We start from the raw sequence: 15794 nt of genomic DNA, 5'->3' as shown, positions 1-15794 counted from the left end.
CTCAGTGATCAAACACGGCGAGGGCCGCCGGGGTCTTGCTCGGTAAAGTCTGGCTGTCCTGAGGTACATCGCTGCCGGCACCGAGGCCACCGCCCAACGCGGTCACCAGTTCGGCGTGGGCACTCAGGCGTGCGGCCTGGACCTGCTGCTGCACCTGCTGCTGGCGGAACAACAGGCTCTGGGCATTCAGCACGTTGAGGTAGTCGGTGAGGCCGCGCTGGTAGGCGATCATCGCGATGTCATAGGTTTTCTGCGCCGAGGCCACGGATTCGGCGGCGAAGGCTTGCTGCTTGTCCATCGACTCGCGGCGGATCAACTGGTCGCTGATGCCCTTGAGCGCGTTGACCAGGGTCTGGTTGTAGTGCGCGACGGCGATGTCGTAGCCGGCGCTGGCTTCACCCAGTTGCGAGCGCAGGCGGCCACCGTCGAAGATCGGCAGGCTGATGGCCGGGCCGGCGGTGTAGTTGAGTTTCTTGCCGGTCAGGAAACTCAGCATTCCGCCGCCGGTGGCGACGTAGCCGAGGCTGCCCACCAGGTCGACGTTGGGGTAGAAACCGGCGTGGGCCACATCAATGCCACGGGCCTGGGCCGCCACTTGCCAGCGGCTGGCGACCACGTCCGGGCGCTGGCCGAGCAGTTCGGCGGGCAAGCTCGACGGCAGTTTCAGCGGCGCGGCCAGGGACAAGGTGGGCCGCTGCAACTGCGCGCCCGCCCCCGGCCCTTTGCCCGCCAGCGCGGCCAACTGGTTGCGACTCAGGGCGATCTGTTCATCCAGGGCGTCCAGCTGGCGATGGGTTTCCGGCAGCGGCGTCTCAGCCTGGCTGACTTCGAAGTGGGTGCCGATCCCGCCATTCAAACGCTTTTGCGCAAGGTCGAGAATCTGTTGTTGCTGGGCCAGGGTGGCGGCCACGATATCGCGCTGGGCGAAGTGCAACGACAGCTGGATATAGGCGCGCACCACGTTGTTCTGCAATTCGAGCTGCGCCTGGCGCGCTTCGGCGGCGCTCATGTGGGCCATGTCCACGGCGCGCTCGGTGGCGTTGCTTTCGCGGCCCCAGAGGTCGAGGGCATAGCTCAAGCCCAGGGACGCGTTGTTGTCCCAGGTGGTGGAATTGTCCAGCGCGCCCGGGCCGTAGAATTGGTCGCTCGGCCAGTTATGGCGCTTGAGCGTGGCATCACCATTGATCTGCCACGACTCGGCCGACTCGGCGATCCCGGCCATGGCCCGGGCTTCACGCACACGTGCAGCGGCCATGGCCATGCTCGGGCTGCCTTGCACGGCGAGGTCGATCCAGTGGTTGAGTTGCGGGTCGCCGTAGGCTTGCCACCATTGCGCGGTGGGCCAGTGGGCGTCCTGGGCAGCGCTTTTGATCGCCTCGTCGGTGGCCAATGAATTGGCGACGAGTGACTGGCCTTGAGGGGCAATTCCTCCGGTTCCGATGCAGCCGCTGATTGCTAACGATAAGGCCCAAACACTGAGAGTCTTCAGCTCTCTGCTGATGCGACGCGGCACTGCTGCGAATTCCTGAGAGGGTGTTGCGGGGAAGGTGGCGCAATTCTAAGGGGCGGGCCGGATGGCGATAAGGTGGGATTCTTGTGAATCTTTGTTACCGTTCAGGCGATAATCCGTTCGTAGGGATCACTGGATCCTGCAACTTCGTGTCACAATTTGCCATCTCCCCTGAGAGCACCTTAATGGACACCTTGCAAAACATGCGCGCCTTCAGTTGTGTGGCCGAAGCCGGCAGCTTCACCGCCGCCGCCGTGCAACTGGATACCACCACGGCCAACGTCTCGCGCGCGGTCTCCAACCTTGAGGCCCATCTGCAAACCCGTTTGCTCAACCGCACCACCCGCCGCATCGCCCTGACCGAGGCCGGCAAGCGCTATTTGCTGCGTTGCGAGCAGATCCTGGCGTATGTCGAGGAAGCGGAAGCCGAAGCCAGCGACGCCCACGCCCGCCCCGCCGGGCAGTTGAAGGTGCACACCATGACCGGCATCGGCCAGCACTTCGTGATCGATGCGATTGCCCGCTACCGCCGCACCCACCCGGACGTGACCTTTGACCTGACCATGGCCAACCGCGTGCCGGACCTGCTGGATGAGGGTTACGACGTGTCCATCGTGCTCGCCAGCGAGTTGCCGGATTCGGGGTTTGTCTCGCAGCGCCTGGGGATAACTTACAGCATCGCCTGTGCCTCGCCGGCCTACGTCAAGGCCAACGGCTGCGCGCAACGGCCCAGCGACCTGCTCAACCACGCGTGCCTGCGCCTGGTCAGCCCGGTGATTCAGCTGGATAAATGGTCGTTCAATGGCCCGGAAGGCCAGGAAAGTGTGGCGATCAACAGCTCACCGTTCCTGGTGAACTCGGCGGATGCGATGAAGACCGCGATCACCAGCGGCATGGGCGTTGGCCTGTTGCCGGTGTATGCGGCGATTGAAGGGCTGCGCAACGGCACCCTGGTGCGGGTGATGCCCAACTACCGCTCCCAGGAGCTCAACCTGTACGCCATCTACCCGTCGCGCCAATACCTGGATGCGAAGATCAAGACGTGGGTGGAATACCTGCGCAGTTCCCTGCCGGAAATCATGGCCGCGCATCAGGCGGAACTGGCGGCCTATGAGCTAAGTGGCAGTTTGGGCGGGGTACGACTGAGTAACTGAGGGGGGGCGGCCGCTACACCGGCAGCGTAATGCCAAAGGTGTTGCCGCCGCCCTCGCTGCGCACAAACACATCTCCGCCGTGCATCAACGCGATCGCCTTGACGATCGCCAGTCCCAACCCGTGATTCGCCCCACTATTGCTGCGGGACGCGTCCACCCGATAGAACCGCTCGAACAACCGGGGCAGATGCTCGCTGGCAATCTCATCGCCCGGGTTGGTCACCCCGATCGCCACGTGGTCCTCCAGCACTTCGATCTTCACCTCGATCACCTGGCCAGGCGCCGTATGCTGCACCGCATTGCTCAACAGGTTGATCAACGCCCGGCGCAAGTGCGCCTTCTCGATCTGCACCTGGGCATCGCCGGTCACACGCACCTGCACCTGGGCGTCCTCGAGGATAAAGTCCAGGTAATCCAGGGTGGTCGCCACTTCATCCGCCAGCGAACTGGTGATCAGCTTGGTGGCCTTGCTGCCCTGGTCTGCACTGGCCAGGAACAGCATGTCATTGATGATCGAGCGCAGCCGTTCCAGCTCTTCGAGGTTCGATTGCAGCACCTCGAAATAATGCTCGGCCGAACGCCCACGGGTCAGCGCCACCTGGGTCTGGCCGATCAGGTTGGTCAGCGGCGAGCGCAGCTCATGGGCCACATCGGCGTTGAATGACTCCAGGCGCGAATAGGCCTGTTCTACCCGGTCGAGGGTCGAGTTGAAGGAGTTGACGAACTGCTTCAGCTCCGGCGGCAATGGCGACAATTGCAGGCGCCCGGAGAGTTTCGGCGGTGCAAGTTTCTGCGCCTCGTCCGACAGCTTGATCAGCGGCTTGAGACCGATGCGCGCCACCCAGAACCCCAGCAGCGAGGCCAGCAGCACGCCGACAAACGCCAGGCCGATCAGCGCCACCAGCAGTTGATGCTGGGTGGCGCGGAAGTTCTCGGTGTCGACCGCGATCAGGAAACGCAGCGGCGGGCGCTGCTCCTTGGCTGGAAACTGGCTGACCAATACTTTGAACGGGTAGGCATGGCCCGGCAGGCGCAAGTCGCGCTTGCCGGTCGGGCCGGCGGCAAAGGCGCGAATCTGCGCGTCCGGGTTGCCGTATTCGTAGGTCGGGTCGCTGCTCACCACCCAGAAGCGAATGCGCTTGTCTTCCTCTCCCAACAACTTGAGCTTGGCGGTGATCTTCGCCCAATGGTCCGGCGTACCGAAGCGATTGACCGAAGACTCCAGCACGCTGTAGCGCGCATCCAGCTCGGCCCCGGGCAGCAGGCCCAGGCCTTTGTCCACCTGCTGGTACAGCGCGCCGCCGATCAACAGGAAGATCAGCAGCGCCACCAGGGTGAACATGCCGCTCAGGCGCAGGGCGATGGAGTTAGCCGACACTGCGGTTCTCCAGCACGTAACCCATGCCACGGATGGTGTGCAGCAGTTTCTGTTCGAACGGCCCGTCGAGCTTGGCCCGCAGGCGTTTGATCGCTACTTCCACCACATTGGCGTCACTGTCGAAATTGATGTCCCAGACCATTTCCGCAATCGAGGTCTTGGACAGGATTTCACCCTGGCGCCGGGCCAATACGCTGAGCAGCGAGAACTCCTTGGCGGTCAGGTCCAGGCGAACGCCGTTGCGACTGGCCTTGCGGCTGATCAGGTCGATCCACAGGTCGGCGATGGTCACCTGCACCGGCTCATGCCCGCCACTGCGACGGGTCAGGGCTTGCAGGCGCGCCACCAGTTCGAGGAACGAGAACGGCTTGCCGAGGTAATCATCCGCGCCTTCGCGCAGGCCGCGAATACGGTCTTCCACGCGCTCGCGGGCGGTGAGCATGATCACCGGCGTCTGCTTGCGCGCCCGCAGCGCGCGCAATACGCCAAAGCCATCCAGGCCGGGCAGCATCACGTCGAGCACGATGACCGCGTAATCGTTCTCCAGGGCCAGGTGCAACCCTTCGACGCCTTCACGGGCGACGTCGACGGTATAGCCTTGCTCCGTCAGGCCGCGGTGCAGGTAGTCGGCGGTTTTTTCTTCGTCTTCAATAATCAGTACACGCATGAGCCTTTTGTTCCAGGACGGGGCCTCAGCCTCAGTGTGTGATTGCCAGCTGGGGAGCTGGTTTGGGTCTGTGGAAAAACTTCTCGAGGTACAAGTATATGACCGGTGTGGTGAACAGCGTCAGCGCCTGGCTCACCAGCAACCCGCCCACCACCGCGATACCCAGCGGCTGGCGCATTTCCGCGCCGGGGCCGGAGCCCAGCATCAGCGGCACCGCACCCAGCAGGGCGGCCAGGGTGGTCATGATGATCGGCCGGAACCGCGTGACACACGCCTCATAAATCGCTTCCTCGGGCGGCAGGCCGCGTACGCGCTGGGCGTCCAGGGCGAAGTCGATCATCAGGATACCGTTCTTCTTCACGATCCCGATCAGCAGCACCAGGCCGATCAACGCCATGATCGAAAAGTCCTGGCCCATCAGTGACAACATGATCAGCGCCCCCAACCCCGCCGACGGCAAGGTGGAGATGATCGTCAGCGGGTGCACGAAGCTCTCGTACAGCACACCCAGGATAATGTAAACCGCCACCAGTGCCGCGAGGATCAGCCAGGGCTGGCTGGCCAATGAACTCTGGAACGCCTGGGCCGCGCCCTGGAAGTTGCCGATGATGGTAGTCGGCATGCCGATTTCATTCTTCGCCTGGTTGAGCAGGATCACCGCATCGCCCAACGCGACGCCGGGTGCCAGGTTGAACGATAGGTTGGCCGCCGGGAACATGCCGTCATGGCTGATGGACAATGGCCCTACGGTAGGCGGGTCGACCTTGGCCACCGCCGACAGCGGCACCATCTCGTTGGTCAGCGGCGAGCGCAGGTAGAAGTAGTTCAGGCTTTCGGCCTTGCCGCGTTGCTGGGTGTCCAGTTCCAGCACCACCTGGTACTGGTTGATCTCGGTCTGGAATTCGTTGATCTGGCGCTGGCCGAAGGCGTCGTACAGTGCCTGGTCCACATCGGTGGCGGTGAGGCCAAACCGCGCGGCGGCCTGACGGTCGATGCTGATGTGGGTGATGCTGCCGCCCAGCTGCAAGTCGTTGGACAGGTCGCGGAGCGCCGGGTTGGCCCGCAGTTTTTCGGTGAGGCGCTGGGTCCAGGTATTCAGGGTCGGGCCGTCATTGCTCTTGAGCACGTACTGGTACTGGGCGCGACTGGGGCCGGAGCTCAAGTTGATGTCCTGGCCGGCCCGCAGGTACAGGACGATGCCCGGCACTTTCGCCAGTTTCGGGCGGATCCGGTCGATAAACTGGCTGGCCGACACGTCGCGATCCCCGCGATCTTTCAAGGCAATCCAGAACCGGCCGTTGGCGATGGTCTGGTTGCTGCCGGTCACACCCACCGAATGGGAGAACGCTTCCACCGCCGGGTCATCCTTGACGATCTCGGCGATTGCCTTGTGCTTGGCGACCATGTCCGGGAACGACACGTCGGCCGCCGCTTCGCTGGTGCCGAGGACGAAGCCGGTGTCTTGTACCGGAAAGAAACCCTTGGGGATAAACACGTAGCCGACCACGGCCAGGGCCAGGGTCACCATGAAGATCGCGGCCATGGTGCGTTGATGGGCCAGGGCGCGGCGCAGATTGCGCGCATAGCCGGCCAGCAGGCGTTCGCTGAAACCGGGTTTGTCGTGGGCATGATGGGTTGGTGCGCGCATGAACAATGCGGCCAGGGTCGGCGCCAGGGTCAGCGAGACCACCACCGAAATCAGGATGGTCGAGGTGGCTGTCAGTGCAAACTCCTTGAACAACCGCCCCACGACACCGCCCATGAACAGCAGCGGGATAAACGCCGCCACCAGCGAGAAGCTGATGGAGACCACGGTAAAACCGATTTCACCCGCGCCCTTGATCGCGGCTTCGCGCTTGTCGAGGCCCGCTTCCAGGTGGCGGTGAATGTTCTCCACCACCACGATCGCATCGTCCACCACAAACCCCACGGCGATCACGATCGCCACCAGGGTCAGGTTGTTCAGGCTGAAGCCCATCAGGTACATCAGGGCAAAACTGGCTACCAGCGACACGCCGAGCACGCTGGACACGATCAACGTGGCCGACAGCTGGCGCAGGAACAGCGCCATCACCGCCACCACCAGCAGGATGGCGATCAGCAGGGTCACTTCCACTTCATGCAGGGACGCGCGGATGGTCTTGGTGCGGTCGGTCAACACGCTGACCTGCACCGAGGCCGGCAGCATGGCTTGCAGGCGCGGCAGTTCGGCTTGAATGCGGTCCACGGTCTCGACGATATTCGCGCCGGGCTGGCGGGAGATCACCAGGTTGACCCCTGGGGTGTCGCCGGACCAGGCCTGCACGTAGGCGTTTTCCGAGCCGTTGATGACTTTGGCGATATCCCGCAGCTGTACAGGTGCCCCGTCCTTGTAGGACACGATCAGTTGGGCGTAATCCTCGGGGTGGAACAACTGGTCGTTGGTCGAGAGGGTCGACACGCTGTTCTCGCCGTAGATCGCGCCCTTGGCCAGGTTCAGGCTCGATTGCTGGATCGCCAGGCGCACGTCCGCCAGGGTCAGGCCGATGGCCGCGAGTTTATCGGCCGACGCCTGCACCCGGATGGCCGGGCGTTGCTGGCCGGTAATGTTGATCTGGCCTACGCCGTCGATCTGGCTGATCTGACGGGCCAGCAGGGTTTCCACGTAGTCGCTCAGTTCGGTGCTGGGCATGCTGTCGGAGCTGACACTGAGGATCAGCACCGGGCTGTCCGCCGGGTTGACCTTCTTCCAGGTCGGCAGGCTCGGCATGTCGCTGGGCAGTTTGCCGGACGCGGTGTTGATCGCCGCCTGCACTTCCTGGGCGGCGGTGTCGATGCTCTTGGTGAGGGTGAATTGCAGGGTCAGCAGGCTGGAGCCCAAGGCACTGCTGGAGGTCATCTGGGTCATGCCGGGGATGGCGCTGAATTGCACCTCCAGCGGCGTTGCCACGGATGAGGCCATGGTGTCCGGGCTGGCGCCGGGCAGCGTGGCGCTGACCTGGATCGTCGGAAATTCCGCTTCCGGCAGTGGGGCGATGGCCAGGCGTGGAAAGGCAATCATCCCGAGCAATACCAAAGCGAAGGTCAGCAGCAAGGTGGCGACCGGGTGGTCGACGCACCAGGCCGACGGCGAACGACTGCCACTCATGGCTGCACCTTGGCATCAACGGTCTGGATCACCTGCGGCGGCTCCTTGAGCACATCGACCTGGGCGCCCGCCTTGAGCCGTGACTGGCCGTCGCTGACCAGCACATCGCCGGCCTGCACACCCTGGAGGATGTTCATGTCGCTGTTCTGGTACAGCACCTGCACCGGCACCACCTCAACCTTGTCACCCTTGAGCCGGTACACGAAGTGCGAATCCAGGCCGCGTTGCACCACGGTAGGCGGCACCACCAGGGCATTCTTGTGCAGGGCGGTCTGGATGCGGATCGTCACCAACTGCCCCGGCCAGAGTTTCTGTGCGCCGTTGCTGAACTCGGCCTTGGCGCGGATGGTGCCGGTGGTGCCGCTGATCTGGTTGTCGATCAGGCTCAGGCGGCCCTCCCCCAGCAGGTCGCCGGTCTGGCCGTCGGTGTCGGCGCCCATGTAGGCGTTGACGTCGGCGGGCAGTTGCGCGGCGATCAGGCCTTGCAGGGTCGGCAGCATCTGTTGCGGCAGGGAGAACTCGACGGCAATGGGGTCGATCTGGGTCACGGAGAACAGGCCCTGGGTGTCGCTCATGCGCAGGAAGTTGCCTTCATCCACTGTGCGAATCCCGACGCGACCGGTAACCGGCGAGCGAATCTGGGTGTACGAAAGCTGCACCTGGGCCGAATCAATCGCGGCCTGGTTGCCTTGGGCCGTGGCCTTGAGCTGGTTGACCAGGGCTTGTTGCTGGTCATAGGTCTGCTTGGACACGCCGTCGTCGATGCTCAGTTCCTTGTAGCGCTTGAGGTTGACCAGCGCGACTTGCAGTTGCGCCTGGCTTTCCCCGAGTTGCGCCTTGGCCTGGTCCAGGCTGGCGCGGATCGAGCGGTCATCAATGGTCGCCAGCAGGTCGCCGGCCTTCACCAGTTGACCTTCCTTGACCAGCAATTTGGTAAGGATGCCGTCGATCTGCGGGCGAATCACCACACTGTGCAACGACAGCACCGAGCCGATGCCGCTGACAAACCGCGGGATGTCCTGCTGTTTGACGCTGATCACCCGCACCGGGATCGCCGACGATGCGGTCAGTTTGGTCTTGGCCGGGCGGGTCACCACCCAGGCAACCACGGCCAGTACCACAAGGACGCCCACGATCAAGGCAGGTTTTCGTTGAATGTGCATGGGGTGAGGCGCCAGGGCAAAGGATCGGAAGAATGAAGGCTCTTTATAGCCCGCCAACCGGGTCAGCAAAGTGACTGCTAACTGACAGCGCCGTCAGTAAAGTCCGACCATTCGTACGAGCAGTGGTTAAAGATCCGAGGCGCGCAGGTATACTGCGCGGCGGTGTGGCCTGCAAGTCGGGCCCGCGTCATTTTCAGTACTCCCCGGAGCTTCCATGAATTCCCCGACACAACCCGCTGTTGAAGCGGTCGACATCGACCAACAGGCCAACCCTGACAGCGTCGAAGGCGAAACCAAGGCCGAGATCCCGGCGTTCAAGTTTCCGTTCAAGCCGGGCGAACTGGCCGGGGCGAAAAACGCCAGCCAGCCGTGGTACAAAAACGGCGCCAAGAACGGCCACACCAAGAGCCCGGGCATGGCGCCTCCCGGCACCCGTCGCTCGATGGGCAAGCGCTGACCGGTAATAAATCCTCCGTAATGGAGATTTATGCCTACAACAGTTACTGACGTTTCGCCTTGTAGGCCTGCGGCCAATTCTTGAAAGCTTGCATGACACCCGCTTGCCCCGACTCTTTCGCTCGGGGCTGGACGTGGTAAAGCTGGTTTTCTGGAAAAGGACGTCCCCTGTGGTTCTGATACGCACCTGTGTCGTGCTGTTGTTGTCGCTGATGGCCAGCGTTTTCTCCACCACTGCGGCCAGCGGTCAACCACGGCATGAAATTCGTTTCGCCGTTGCTGCGCAATTTCCACCCTTCCAAAGCCGCAATCAACATGGCCAGCTTGCAGGGCTGAACATCGAGCTGGGCAATGCCTTATGCATACAGCTCAATGTGCGGTGTACCTGGGTCGACCAGGTCCTTGTGGAAAACTTCCCCGCCCTTGAAGCCAGGCAATTCGACGCGATCATGGGCATGGCCCCTACACTGAAACGGCGCCAGCGGGTGAATTTCACCGATAACCTTTATCCGATCACCACGCGCCTGGTGGCCCGCAAGACATCGGGGTTGAAGCCGACCCCACGGTCACTGAAGGGCAAGCGCGTGGGCGTTCTGGTGGGCAGCAACCGCGAAGCCTTCGCCCTGTCGAAGTGGGCGCCCAAGGGGGTCATCGTCAAGGCATTCTGGCGCAATGACGAGTTGATCCGCAGCCTGCTGGCAGGCGACATCGATGCAACATTGCAAGGCACCGTGGAAATCCGTGAGGCGCTGCTCGACACCGCTGATGGTCAGGTTTTCGACTTCCTCGGCCCTCACGTCTCCACCGAACTGCTGGGTAACGGCGTGGCGATCGCACTGCGCAAGCCCGACACCGCCTTGCGCAGCGCCCTCAATCACGCCCTCGAGCAACTGAAGCAGAGCGGCGAATACCAACGCATCATCGAGCCCTACCGCCTGGACGCGCCGCTCTCCAGACCGTAATGGCCAATTAATTGCGCGGAACATGAGCTGGATCAGTATTTGCCCAACCGGTGCGCTTAGAGTCGACGCCCTGCCGACTCCTCCAACAATCACGAGCGCGCTTTTTCATGAAGATCAATCTGCCGGTCACCGGTCGAAATGTGGATTTTGCCCCCGACGCCAATATCCTCTCGACCACCGACCTGACCAGCGCAATTACCTACGCCAACCAGGACTTCATCGATATCAGCGGCTACACCCGCGAGGAGTTGCTGGGCACGCCGCACAACCTGCTGCGTCACCCGGACATGCCGGCCGCGGCGTTTGCGCACATGTGGCAGGTATTGAAAAGCGGTCGCTCGTGGATGGGTATGGTGAAAAATCGCTGCAAGAACGGCGATCACTATTGGGTCAGTGCCTATGCCACGCCGGTCACCCGGGACGGCGTGACGGTGGAGTATCAATCGGTGCGCACCAAGCCCGATGCACGGCGGGTGCATCGGGCCGAACGGGCCTATGCCCGCTTGCGTGCCGGCACTCGGCGAGCACGGCCCGTGGTGGGCATGACCTTCAAGCTGTCGGCATGGGTCCTGGGGGCTTGCGCCACAACCTGGGCATTGGGCCTTGGGCTGGCGACTTATCCGCTGACCTGGCAACTGCTGGCGGGAACGGCGGCCTGCGCCGCGGGGGTAGCGGGTGTGCATGGCTTGTTACGGCCCCTGGCACAGTTGAACCAGCGGGCACGGCTGATTGCCGATAACCCGCTGAGCCAGGCGATCTACACCGGGCGCAAGGACGAGTTCGGGCGTATCGAGTTTGCCATGCAGATGCTGGAGGCCCAGGTGGGCGCGGTGGTCGGCCGGATTGGCGATGCATCGCAACGTCTGTCCGGCCATGCCGCGGCGCTGGTGCAACAACTGGACAGCAGCCACACCAGCAGCCTCGGCCAACAGACCCAGACGGATCAGGTCGCCGCCGCGATCAATCAAATGGCCGCCAGCGTGGCGCAAGTCGCCGAGCACGCGTTGCAGGCGTCCAGGGCCGCAGACCAGGCCGGCAGCGAAACCCGCGAGGGCCATCAACGAGTGGATGAAAGCCGCGACGCGGTGCTGCGTTTGTCCGAGGAACTGGCGCGGGCCACCGCAGTGATCCATCAACTGGAAAGCCACAGCGGCGATATTTCCGGGGTGCTGGAAGTGATCCGGGCGATTGCCGAACAGACCAACCTGCTGGCGCTGAATGCCGCCATCGAAGCGGCGCGGGCCGGGGAGCAAGGACGCGGGTTTGCTGTGGTGGCCGATGAGGTACGAGGCCTGGCCCAGCGTACGCAGGATTCGACCAATGAGATCCAGCGCATGATCAGCACCCTGCAAGGCGGCGCCCGGGATGCGGTGCAGGCGATGGCGCAAAGCAGCCAGCATGTGGAGGCCAGCGTCGATCAGGCCCAGCGCGCCGCTGCCGCACTGGATGGGATCAGCCAGCGAGTGACCCGAATTACCGCCATGAGCCAGCAGATCGCGGCGGCGGTGGAAGAACAGAGTGCGGTGAGCGAAGACATCAATCGCAACATCATCGGCATTCGCAATGCCGGGGAAGTGACGGTCAGCGCTGGCCAGCAGAGCCAGCTCAGCTCAGGGGACGTGGCGGGGCTGGCGGATGACTTGCGGCGGTTGGCGGAGGAATTCTGGGGCAAGCGGCGCTAGCGCTTAAGCCGCCCGCAATGAAATGAAGGCGTAGTTCGCCGGCACCTCGGTGGCAATCCGGGCGCCGGCATCCAGCAGTTGCTCGGCAATGTCCATCCCGGACACATGAAACACCCACTCATTGGCCTGCACGAATTCTTGCGTCGCCAACTCGATCGCCTGGGCAAACAGGCCCATGTCGGGCAAGTACGCGGTAAACCCATCGCCCTTGAGCGCCGTGGTATGGATGCCCAGCAACCCGCACACGGCTTCCTTGGCCTGGATATCATCGCGGTCAGCCTGGCGTGAGCGGCGGATCAACTCGGCCAGCTCCTTGTCCATCAACTCGCCCCCCACGATCAGCGCCGGCCCCTGCTCCCAGGATTCCGGCGGGCAGTCCTTGGCGGCCGGGTTCAACGGGATGTGCGGATTGATCTCCATCGGGTAGATGCGGCACACCAACGGCCGCCGCTCGTAAATGCGGCAACGGTCGTCTTCGTCAAGATTCCGGCAGCGCCCGGCGTTATAGGCGGCAAAGGTGATTGCCACATACGCCTCGGTATTGCCGCTGGGCACGATGGCGGAACGGCGTTGTGCGTGGTCACGTTGCAACTCGGGCAGCCCCAGGCCACTGCCCAGGAAACCTTCCACCAGCACGATGACATTACCGCCGTCAGCCGCCCAGCTGCGGGCTTCTTCGAGGGTCAAGGGCACATGGTGGTCGGTGCAGCATTTACCGCAACCGACGCAGGAAAAATGGGTATTCATGGAGGATCTGTCACCAGGCAAGGTCAGAAGGCACTCATGAGCGGTGGCGGGTTTTTGCCTCTGTTCACCGTTCTGCCTCTGTGCAAAGCAAGTTATGCGCCAGCGCCGTCAGTCCTCGGGGACAAGGTCGCGAAGCACAAACACCATGCCCGCACGTTCATACAGCTGCCGTGCCCGCAAGTTGGACTCCAGCACCTTGAGGTCGACAAACGCTTCGCCGCGTTGCTTGAACACCTGGAAGGTGTGCAGCAATAACGCACGGCCCAACCCCATGCCCTGGGCACAGGGGTGAATGGCCAGGTTCTTGATGTAGGCGCTGGTCCAGCATTGGGACACACCCAGGATGCCGCTGGCGTTACTTGCCACCAGGCACAGTTTTGGGTCGAACTCGGCATCGGTAACGAACTGCTGGCGCCAGTGCTCAAGGGAGCCGACCCGTCCGCCGCCTTGTTCCTGGGCCAGGCTCAATACCGCGTGGATCGCCGGGGCCATGGCTTCGCGGTAATGATCCAGCTGGATATCCGCCGGCCATTGCGGGGCGGGCAGGCTGCCGGTGAGGTCGCGGCGCAGCAGCTGGAAATATTCACCCACCGGTCACAGGCCCTGTTGCGCCACGGTCTGGGCGGCTACCACCAGGCACTTGGTCAGTTCCGGCGAAGAAAACTTGGTGAGTACCGCATTGGCACCGGCCAGGCGGGCTTTTTCGCTGTTCATCGCACTGTCCAGAGAGGTGTGCAGCAGCACGTAGAGGTCCTGGAAGTCCGGGGTTTCCCGCAGGGTACGGGTGAAGGCGTAGCCGTCCATTTCGGACATTTCGATGTCCGAGACCACCACGTTGATTTGCTCGACGGTGCCTTGCAGCTCCAGCAAACGGTCAATGGCTTCCTTGGCACTGCGGGCGGTGTGGCAGGTGAGGCCGAGGTTGCGCAGGGTGTGCACCGACTGCTGCAGCGCCACCTGGCTGTCGTCCACCACCAGGATTCGGGCGTTGCCCAGCACTTCGGCTTCTTCCATGGTGAGGTCGGTGGGCGCCGCTTCGATCTGTGCCGGGGCGATGCCGTGGATGACTTTCTCGATGTCCAGCACTTGCACCAGGGCGCCTTCGACCTGGGTCACCCCGGTGATAAACGAACGCGTACCGCCGGAACCAAACGGCGGCGGGCGAATGTCGGTGGTCAGGCAGTGCACGATCTTGCTTACCGCCTGCACATGCAGGCCCTGCTTGGAACGGCTTACATCGGTGACGATCAGGCAGCCGCCGTCCGGGTCTTGCAGGGGCATTTCCCCCAGGGCGCGGCTCAGGTCGATCACCGACAACGCGGTGCCGCGCAAGGTGGCGATGCCTTTGACGTGGGGGTGCGACTCCGGCAGCTTGGTCAGCGGCGGGCAGGGAATGATTTCACTGACTTTCAGCAGGTTGATCGCCATCAGCTTGCCGCTGCGCAAGGTAAAGAGCAGAAGCGAGAGTGAATCTGCGCGGGCTTTAGTGGTGGACATAAAAACCTTCTGTGGATCAGGGATGACGATCTATAGACCGTTATCGACTTGCACGCGAAAAACTGTAGGAGCGAGCTTGCTCGCGAAGAACCTGAGGGCGCTGTGTTTATCCAGGATGCCCGCGTTATCGTTGACGCTTTTCGCGAGCAAGCTCGCTCCTACCTACAACAAGCAGTCGTCAGCCCTTCCACACCTGCGGGTTTACCAGATCCTGCGGACGCTCGCCCAGCAAGGCGCTGCGCAGGTTTTCCAGGGCGCGGTTGGCCATGGCTTCGCGGGTCTCGTTGGTGGCCGAGCCAATATGCGGCAGGGTCACCGCATTGCTCAGCTGGAACAGCGGCGACTCGGACAGCGGCTCCTGCTCGTACACATCCAGGCCGGCACCACGGATGGTCTGGTTTTGCAGGGCCTGGATCAGCGCCGGCTCATCCACCACCGGGCCACGGGAGATGTTCACCAGGATCGCACTGGATTTCATCAGGCCCAGCTCGCGATGGCTGATCAGGTGGCGGGTTTTCTCGCTCAGTGGCACCACCAGGCAGACGAAGTCGGCTTCGGCCAGCAACTGGTCGAGGCTGCGAAACTGCGCGCCGAGTTCCTGTTCCAGTTCGGTCTTGCGGCTGTTGCCGCTGTACAGAATCGGCATATTGAAACCCAGGCGACCCCGACGCGCGACGGCCGCGCCGATGTTGCCCATGCCGACGATACCCAGGGTCTTGCCGTGTACATCACAGCCAAACAACGGCGCGCCGACGCTGGCTTTCCACTGGCCGGCCTTGGTCCAGGCGTCCAGTTCGGCGACACGGCGGGCGCTGCTCATCAGCAGGGCGAAGGCCAGGTCGGCGGTGCTTTCGGTGAGCACATCCGGGGTGTTGGTGAGCATGATCCCGCGCTCATTGAAGTACGCCAGGTCGTAGTTGTCGTAGCCCACCGACACGCTGGAAACCACTTCCAGTTTGCTTGCACCTTCCAGTTGCGCGCGGCCCAGTTTGCGGCCTACGCCGATCAGGCCGTGGGCATGGGGCAAGGCTTCGTTGAACTGGGCGTTGATGTCGCCCTGCTTGGGGTTGGGGGCGATGACATCGAAATCCTGTTGCAGGCGTTCGATCATTTCCGGGGTGACGCGGCTGAAGGCGAGGACGGTCTTTTTCATGGAAGGCGGGCTCATCGACTACGTGGGAATGGCAAGCACGCTAACATTCTTGGGTAGGGCTTGTCAGGCCGCCCCTCACACCCCACAGCCAGACTGTTGCGATTTGGGCAACAGTCATTATCTTGTTACACTCTGTATCGCACCGCTCACCTGCGCTAATTTGTCGCATCGATGAGCGCAGCGGTTAAGACCGACCCGCTCTCCCCCGATTTCCCTCGACTTATTTCCAGGGCTCTACACTGGGAATCTGTCTTAAAGCCGCTGAGTTCAGCGGCTTTTTTTTGCGCTGAAAAAAGGC

Annotated in this window: 13 protein-coding genes and 2 pseudogenes; 5 read left to right on the top strand and 10 right to left on the bottom strand. The window is 62.9% G+C overall.

Features of this window, described 5'->3' with window-relative positions; all coding sequences use genetic code 11:
- Position 1: 1 nt before the first annotated feature.
- The gene (locus tag HX807_RS00805; protein WP_177049045.1) at positions 2-1513 is read right to left on the bottom strand and encodes an efflux transporter outer membrane subunit; all 1512 of its coding nucleotides are present in this window, start codon (positions 1511-1513) and stop codon (positions 2-4) included.
- Between the two features lie 182 nt (positions 1514-1695).
- On the opposite strand from HX807_RS00805, the gene HX807_RS00800 reads away from it, so the two are divergent.
- Positions 1696-2664 (top strand): LysR family transcriptional regulator, encoded by a 969-nt coding sequence (locus HX807_RS00800; protein ID WP_003216257.1) that lies wholly within the window; start codon positions 1696-1698, stop codon positions 2662-2664.
- A gap of 13 nt (positions 2665-2677) precedes the next feature.
- Here the strand turns inward: HX807_RS00800 and HX807_RS00795 are convergent, their stop codons facing one another.
- The 4 genes from HX807_RS00795 to HX807_RS00780 are packed head-to-tail and all read right to left on the bottom strand — an operon-like array spanning position 2678 to position 8999.
- A complete protein-coding gene (locus HX807_RS00795) occupies positions 2678-4042 on the bottom strand; it encodes a heavy metal sensor histidine kinase (protein WP_003216256.1) in 1365 nt (454 codons plus the stop codon).
- Positions 4032-4709 carry a heavy metal response regulator transcription factor gene (locus HX807_RS00790; RefSeq protein WP_003216255.1) on the bottom strand — a complete coding sequence of 226 codons (678 nt, stop codon included), beginning with the start codon at positions 4707-4709 and terminating at the stop codon, positions 4032-4034. The genes HX807_RS00795 and HX807_RS00790 overlap by 11 nt, the downstream gene beginning before the upstream one ends.
- Positions 4710-4740: 31 nt before the next feature.
- Positions 4741-7836: a multidrug efflux RND transporter permease subunit gene (locus HX807_RS00785; protein WP_177049044.1), complete on the bottom strand. Its 3096-nt coding sequence runs from the start codon at positions 7834-7836 to the stop codon at positions 4741-4743.
- Positions 7833-8999: an efflux RND transporter periplasmic adaptor subunit gene (locus HX807_RS00780; RefSeq protein WP_003216249.1), complete on the bottom strand. Its 1167-nt coding sequence runs from the start codon at positions 8997-8999 to the stop codon at positions 7833-7835. The genes HX807_RS00785 and HX807_RS00780 overlap by 4 nt, the downstream gene beginning before the upstream one ends.
- A 214-nt stretch (positions 9000-9213) precedes the next feature.
- Here HX807_RS00780 and HX807_RS00775 point away from each other — a divergent pair, with 214 nt between their 5' ends.
- The 4 genes and pseudogenes from HX807_RS00775 (at position 9214) to HX807_RS00765 (ending at position 12099) form a co-directional block, all read left to right on the top strand.
- On the top strand, positions 9214-9456 hold the full coding sequence (locus HX807_RS00775) for a hypothetical protein (protein WP_003216247.1): 243 nt from the start codon (positions 9214-9216) through the stop codon (positions 9454-9456).
- Positions 9457-9625: 169 nt separating this feature from the next.
- Positions 9626-10417: a transporter substrate-binding domain-containing protein gene (locus HX807_RS00770; protein ID WP_008434195.1), complete on the top strand. Its 792-nt coding sequence runs from the start codon at positions 9626-9628 to the stop codon at positions 10415-10417.
- Between the two features lie 107 nt (positions 10418-10524).
- Positions 10525-10806, top strand: a pseudogene (locus tag HX807_RS31880) (PAS domain-containing protein); the annotation flags it as partial.
- A gap of 153 nt (positions 10807-10959) precedes the next feature.
- Positions 10960-12099 (top strand): methyl-accepting chemotaxis protein, encoded by a 1140-nt coding sequence (locus HX807_RS00765; RefSeq protein ID WP_371316438.1) that lies wholly within the window; start codon positions 10960-10962, stop codon positions 12097-12099.
- A 3-nt stretch (positions 12100-12102) separates the two neighbouring features.
- On the opposite strand, the gene HX807_RS00760 is transcribed toward HX807_RS00765, so the two are convergent.
- The 5 genes and pseudogenes from HX807_RS00760 to HX807_RS00745 all read right to left on the bottom strand — a co-directional run bounded on the left by HX807_RS00760 (position 12103) and on the right by HX807_RS00745 (position 15496).
- Entirely contained in the window at positions 12103-12846 is a 744-nt protein-coding gene (locus tag HX807_RS00760) for a YkgJ family cysteine cluster protein (RefSeq protein WP_177049042.1), read from the bottom strand.
- Between the two features lie 108 nt (positions 12847-12954).
- Entirely contained in the window at positions 12955-13437 is a 483-nt protein-coding gene (locus HX807_RS00755) for an N-acetyltransferase (RefSeq protein WP_008434201.1), read from the bottom strand.
- A gap of 3 nt (positions 13438-13440) precedes the next feature.
- Positions 13441-14343, bottom strand: a complete 903-nt coding sequence (locus tag HX807_RS00750) for a chemotaxis protein CheV (protein WP_102369883.1) — start codon at positions 14341-14343, stop codon at positions 13441-13443.
- A 51-nt stretch (positions 14344-14394) separates the two neighbouring features.
- Positions 14395-14493: pseudogene (locus HX807_RS31580) on the bottom strand (outer membrane lipoprotein carrier protein LolA); the annotation flags it as partial.
- Between the two features lie 28 nt (positions 14494-14521).
- Positions 14522-15496, bottom strand: a complete 975-nt coding sequence (locus HX807_RS00745) for a D-glycerate dehydrogenase (RefSeq protein WP_003216236.1) — start codon at positions 15494-15496, stop codon at positions 14522-14524.
- Positions 15497-15794: the final 298 nt, after the last annotated feature.

The organism is Pseudomonas sp. D8002 (genome assembly GCF_013385695.1).
Lineage (GTDB): Bacteria > Pseudomonadota > Gammaproteobacteria > Pseudomonadales > Pseudomonadaceae > Aquipseudomonas.
The sequence above is the reverse complement of the archived record's forward strand: the minus strand, read 5'-3'. Positions and strand labels throughout refer to the sequence as shown.

Excerpts from the sequence above, each read along its gene's own strand:
- HX807_RS00785 (WP_177049044.1), bottom strand. The coding sequence starts at position 7,836 with ATGAGTGGCAGTCGTTCGCCGTCGGCCTGGTGCGTCGACCACCCGGTC.
- HX807_RS00775 (WP_003216247.1), top strand. The coding sequence starts at position 9,214 with ATGAATTCCCCGACACAACCCGCTGTTGAAGCGGTCGACATCGACCAA.
- HX807_RS00800 (WP_003216257.1), top strand. The coding sequence starts at position 1,696 with ATGGACACCTTGCAAAACATGCGCGCCTTCAGTTGTGTGGCCGAAGCC.
- HX807_RS00765 (WP_371316438.1), top strand. The coding sequence starts at position 10,960 with ATGACCTTCAAGCTGTCGGCATGGGTCCTGGGGGCTTGCGCCACAACC.
- HX807_RS00745 (WP_003216236.1), bottom strand. The coding sequence starts at position 15,496 with ATGAAAAAGACCGTCCTCGCCTTCAGCCGCGTCACCCCGGAAATGATC.
- HX807_RS00760 (WP_177049042.1), bottom strand. The coding sequence starts at position 12,846 with ATGAATACCCATTTTTCCTGCGTCGGTTGCGGTAAATGCTGCACCGAC.
- HX807_RS00790 (WP_003216255.1), bottom strand. The coding sequence starts at position 4,709 with ATGCGTGTACTGATTATTGAAGACGAAGAAAAAACCGCCGACTACCTG.
- HX807_RS00780 (WP_003216249.1), bottom strand. The coding sequence starts at position 8,999 with ATGCACATTCAACGAAAACCTGCCTTGATCGTGGGCGTCCTTGTGGTA.
- HX807_RS00750 (WP_102369883.1), bottom strand. The coding sequence starts at position 14,343 with ATGTCCACCACTAAAGCCCGCGCAGATTCACTCTCGCTTCTGCTCTTT.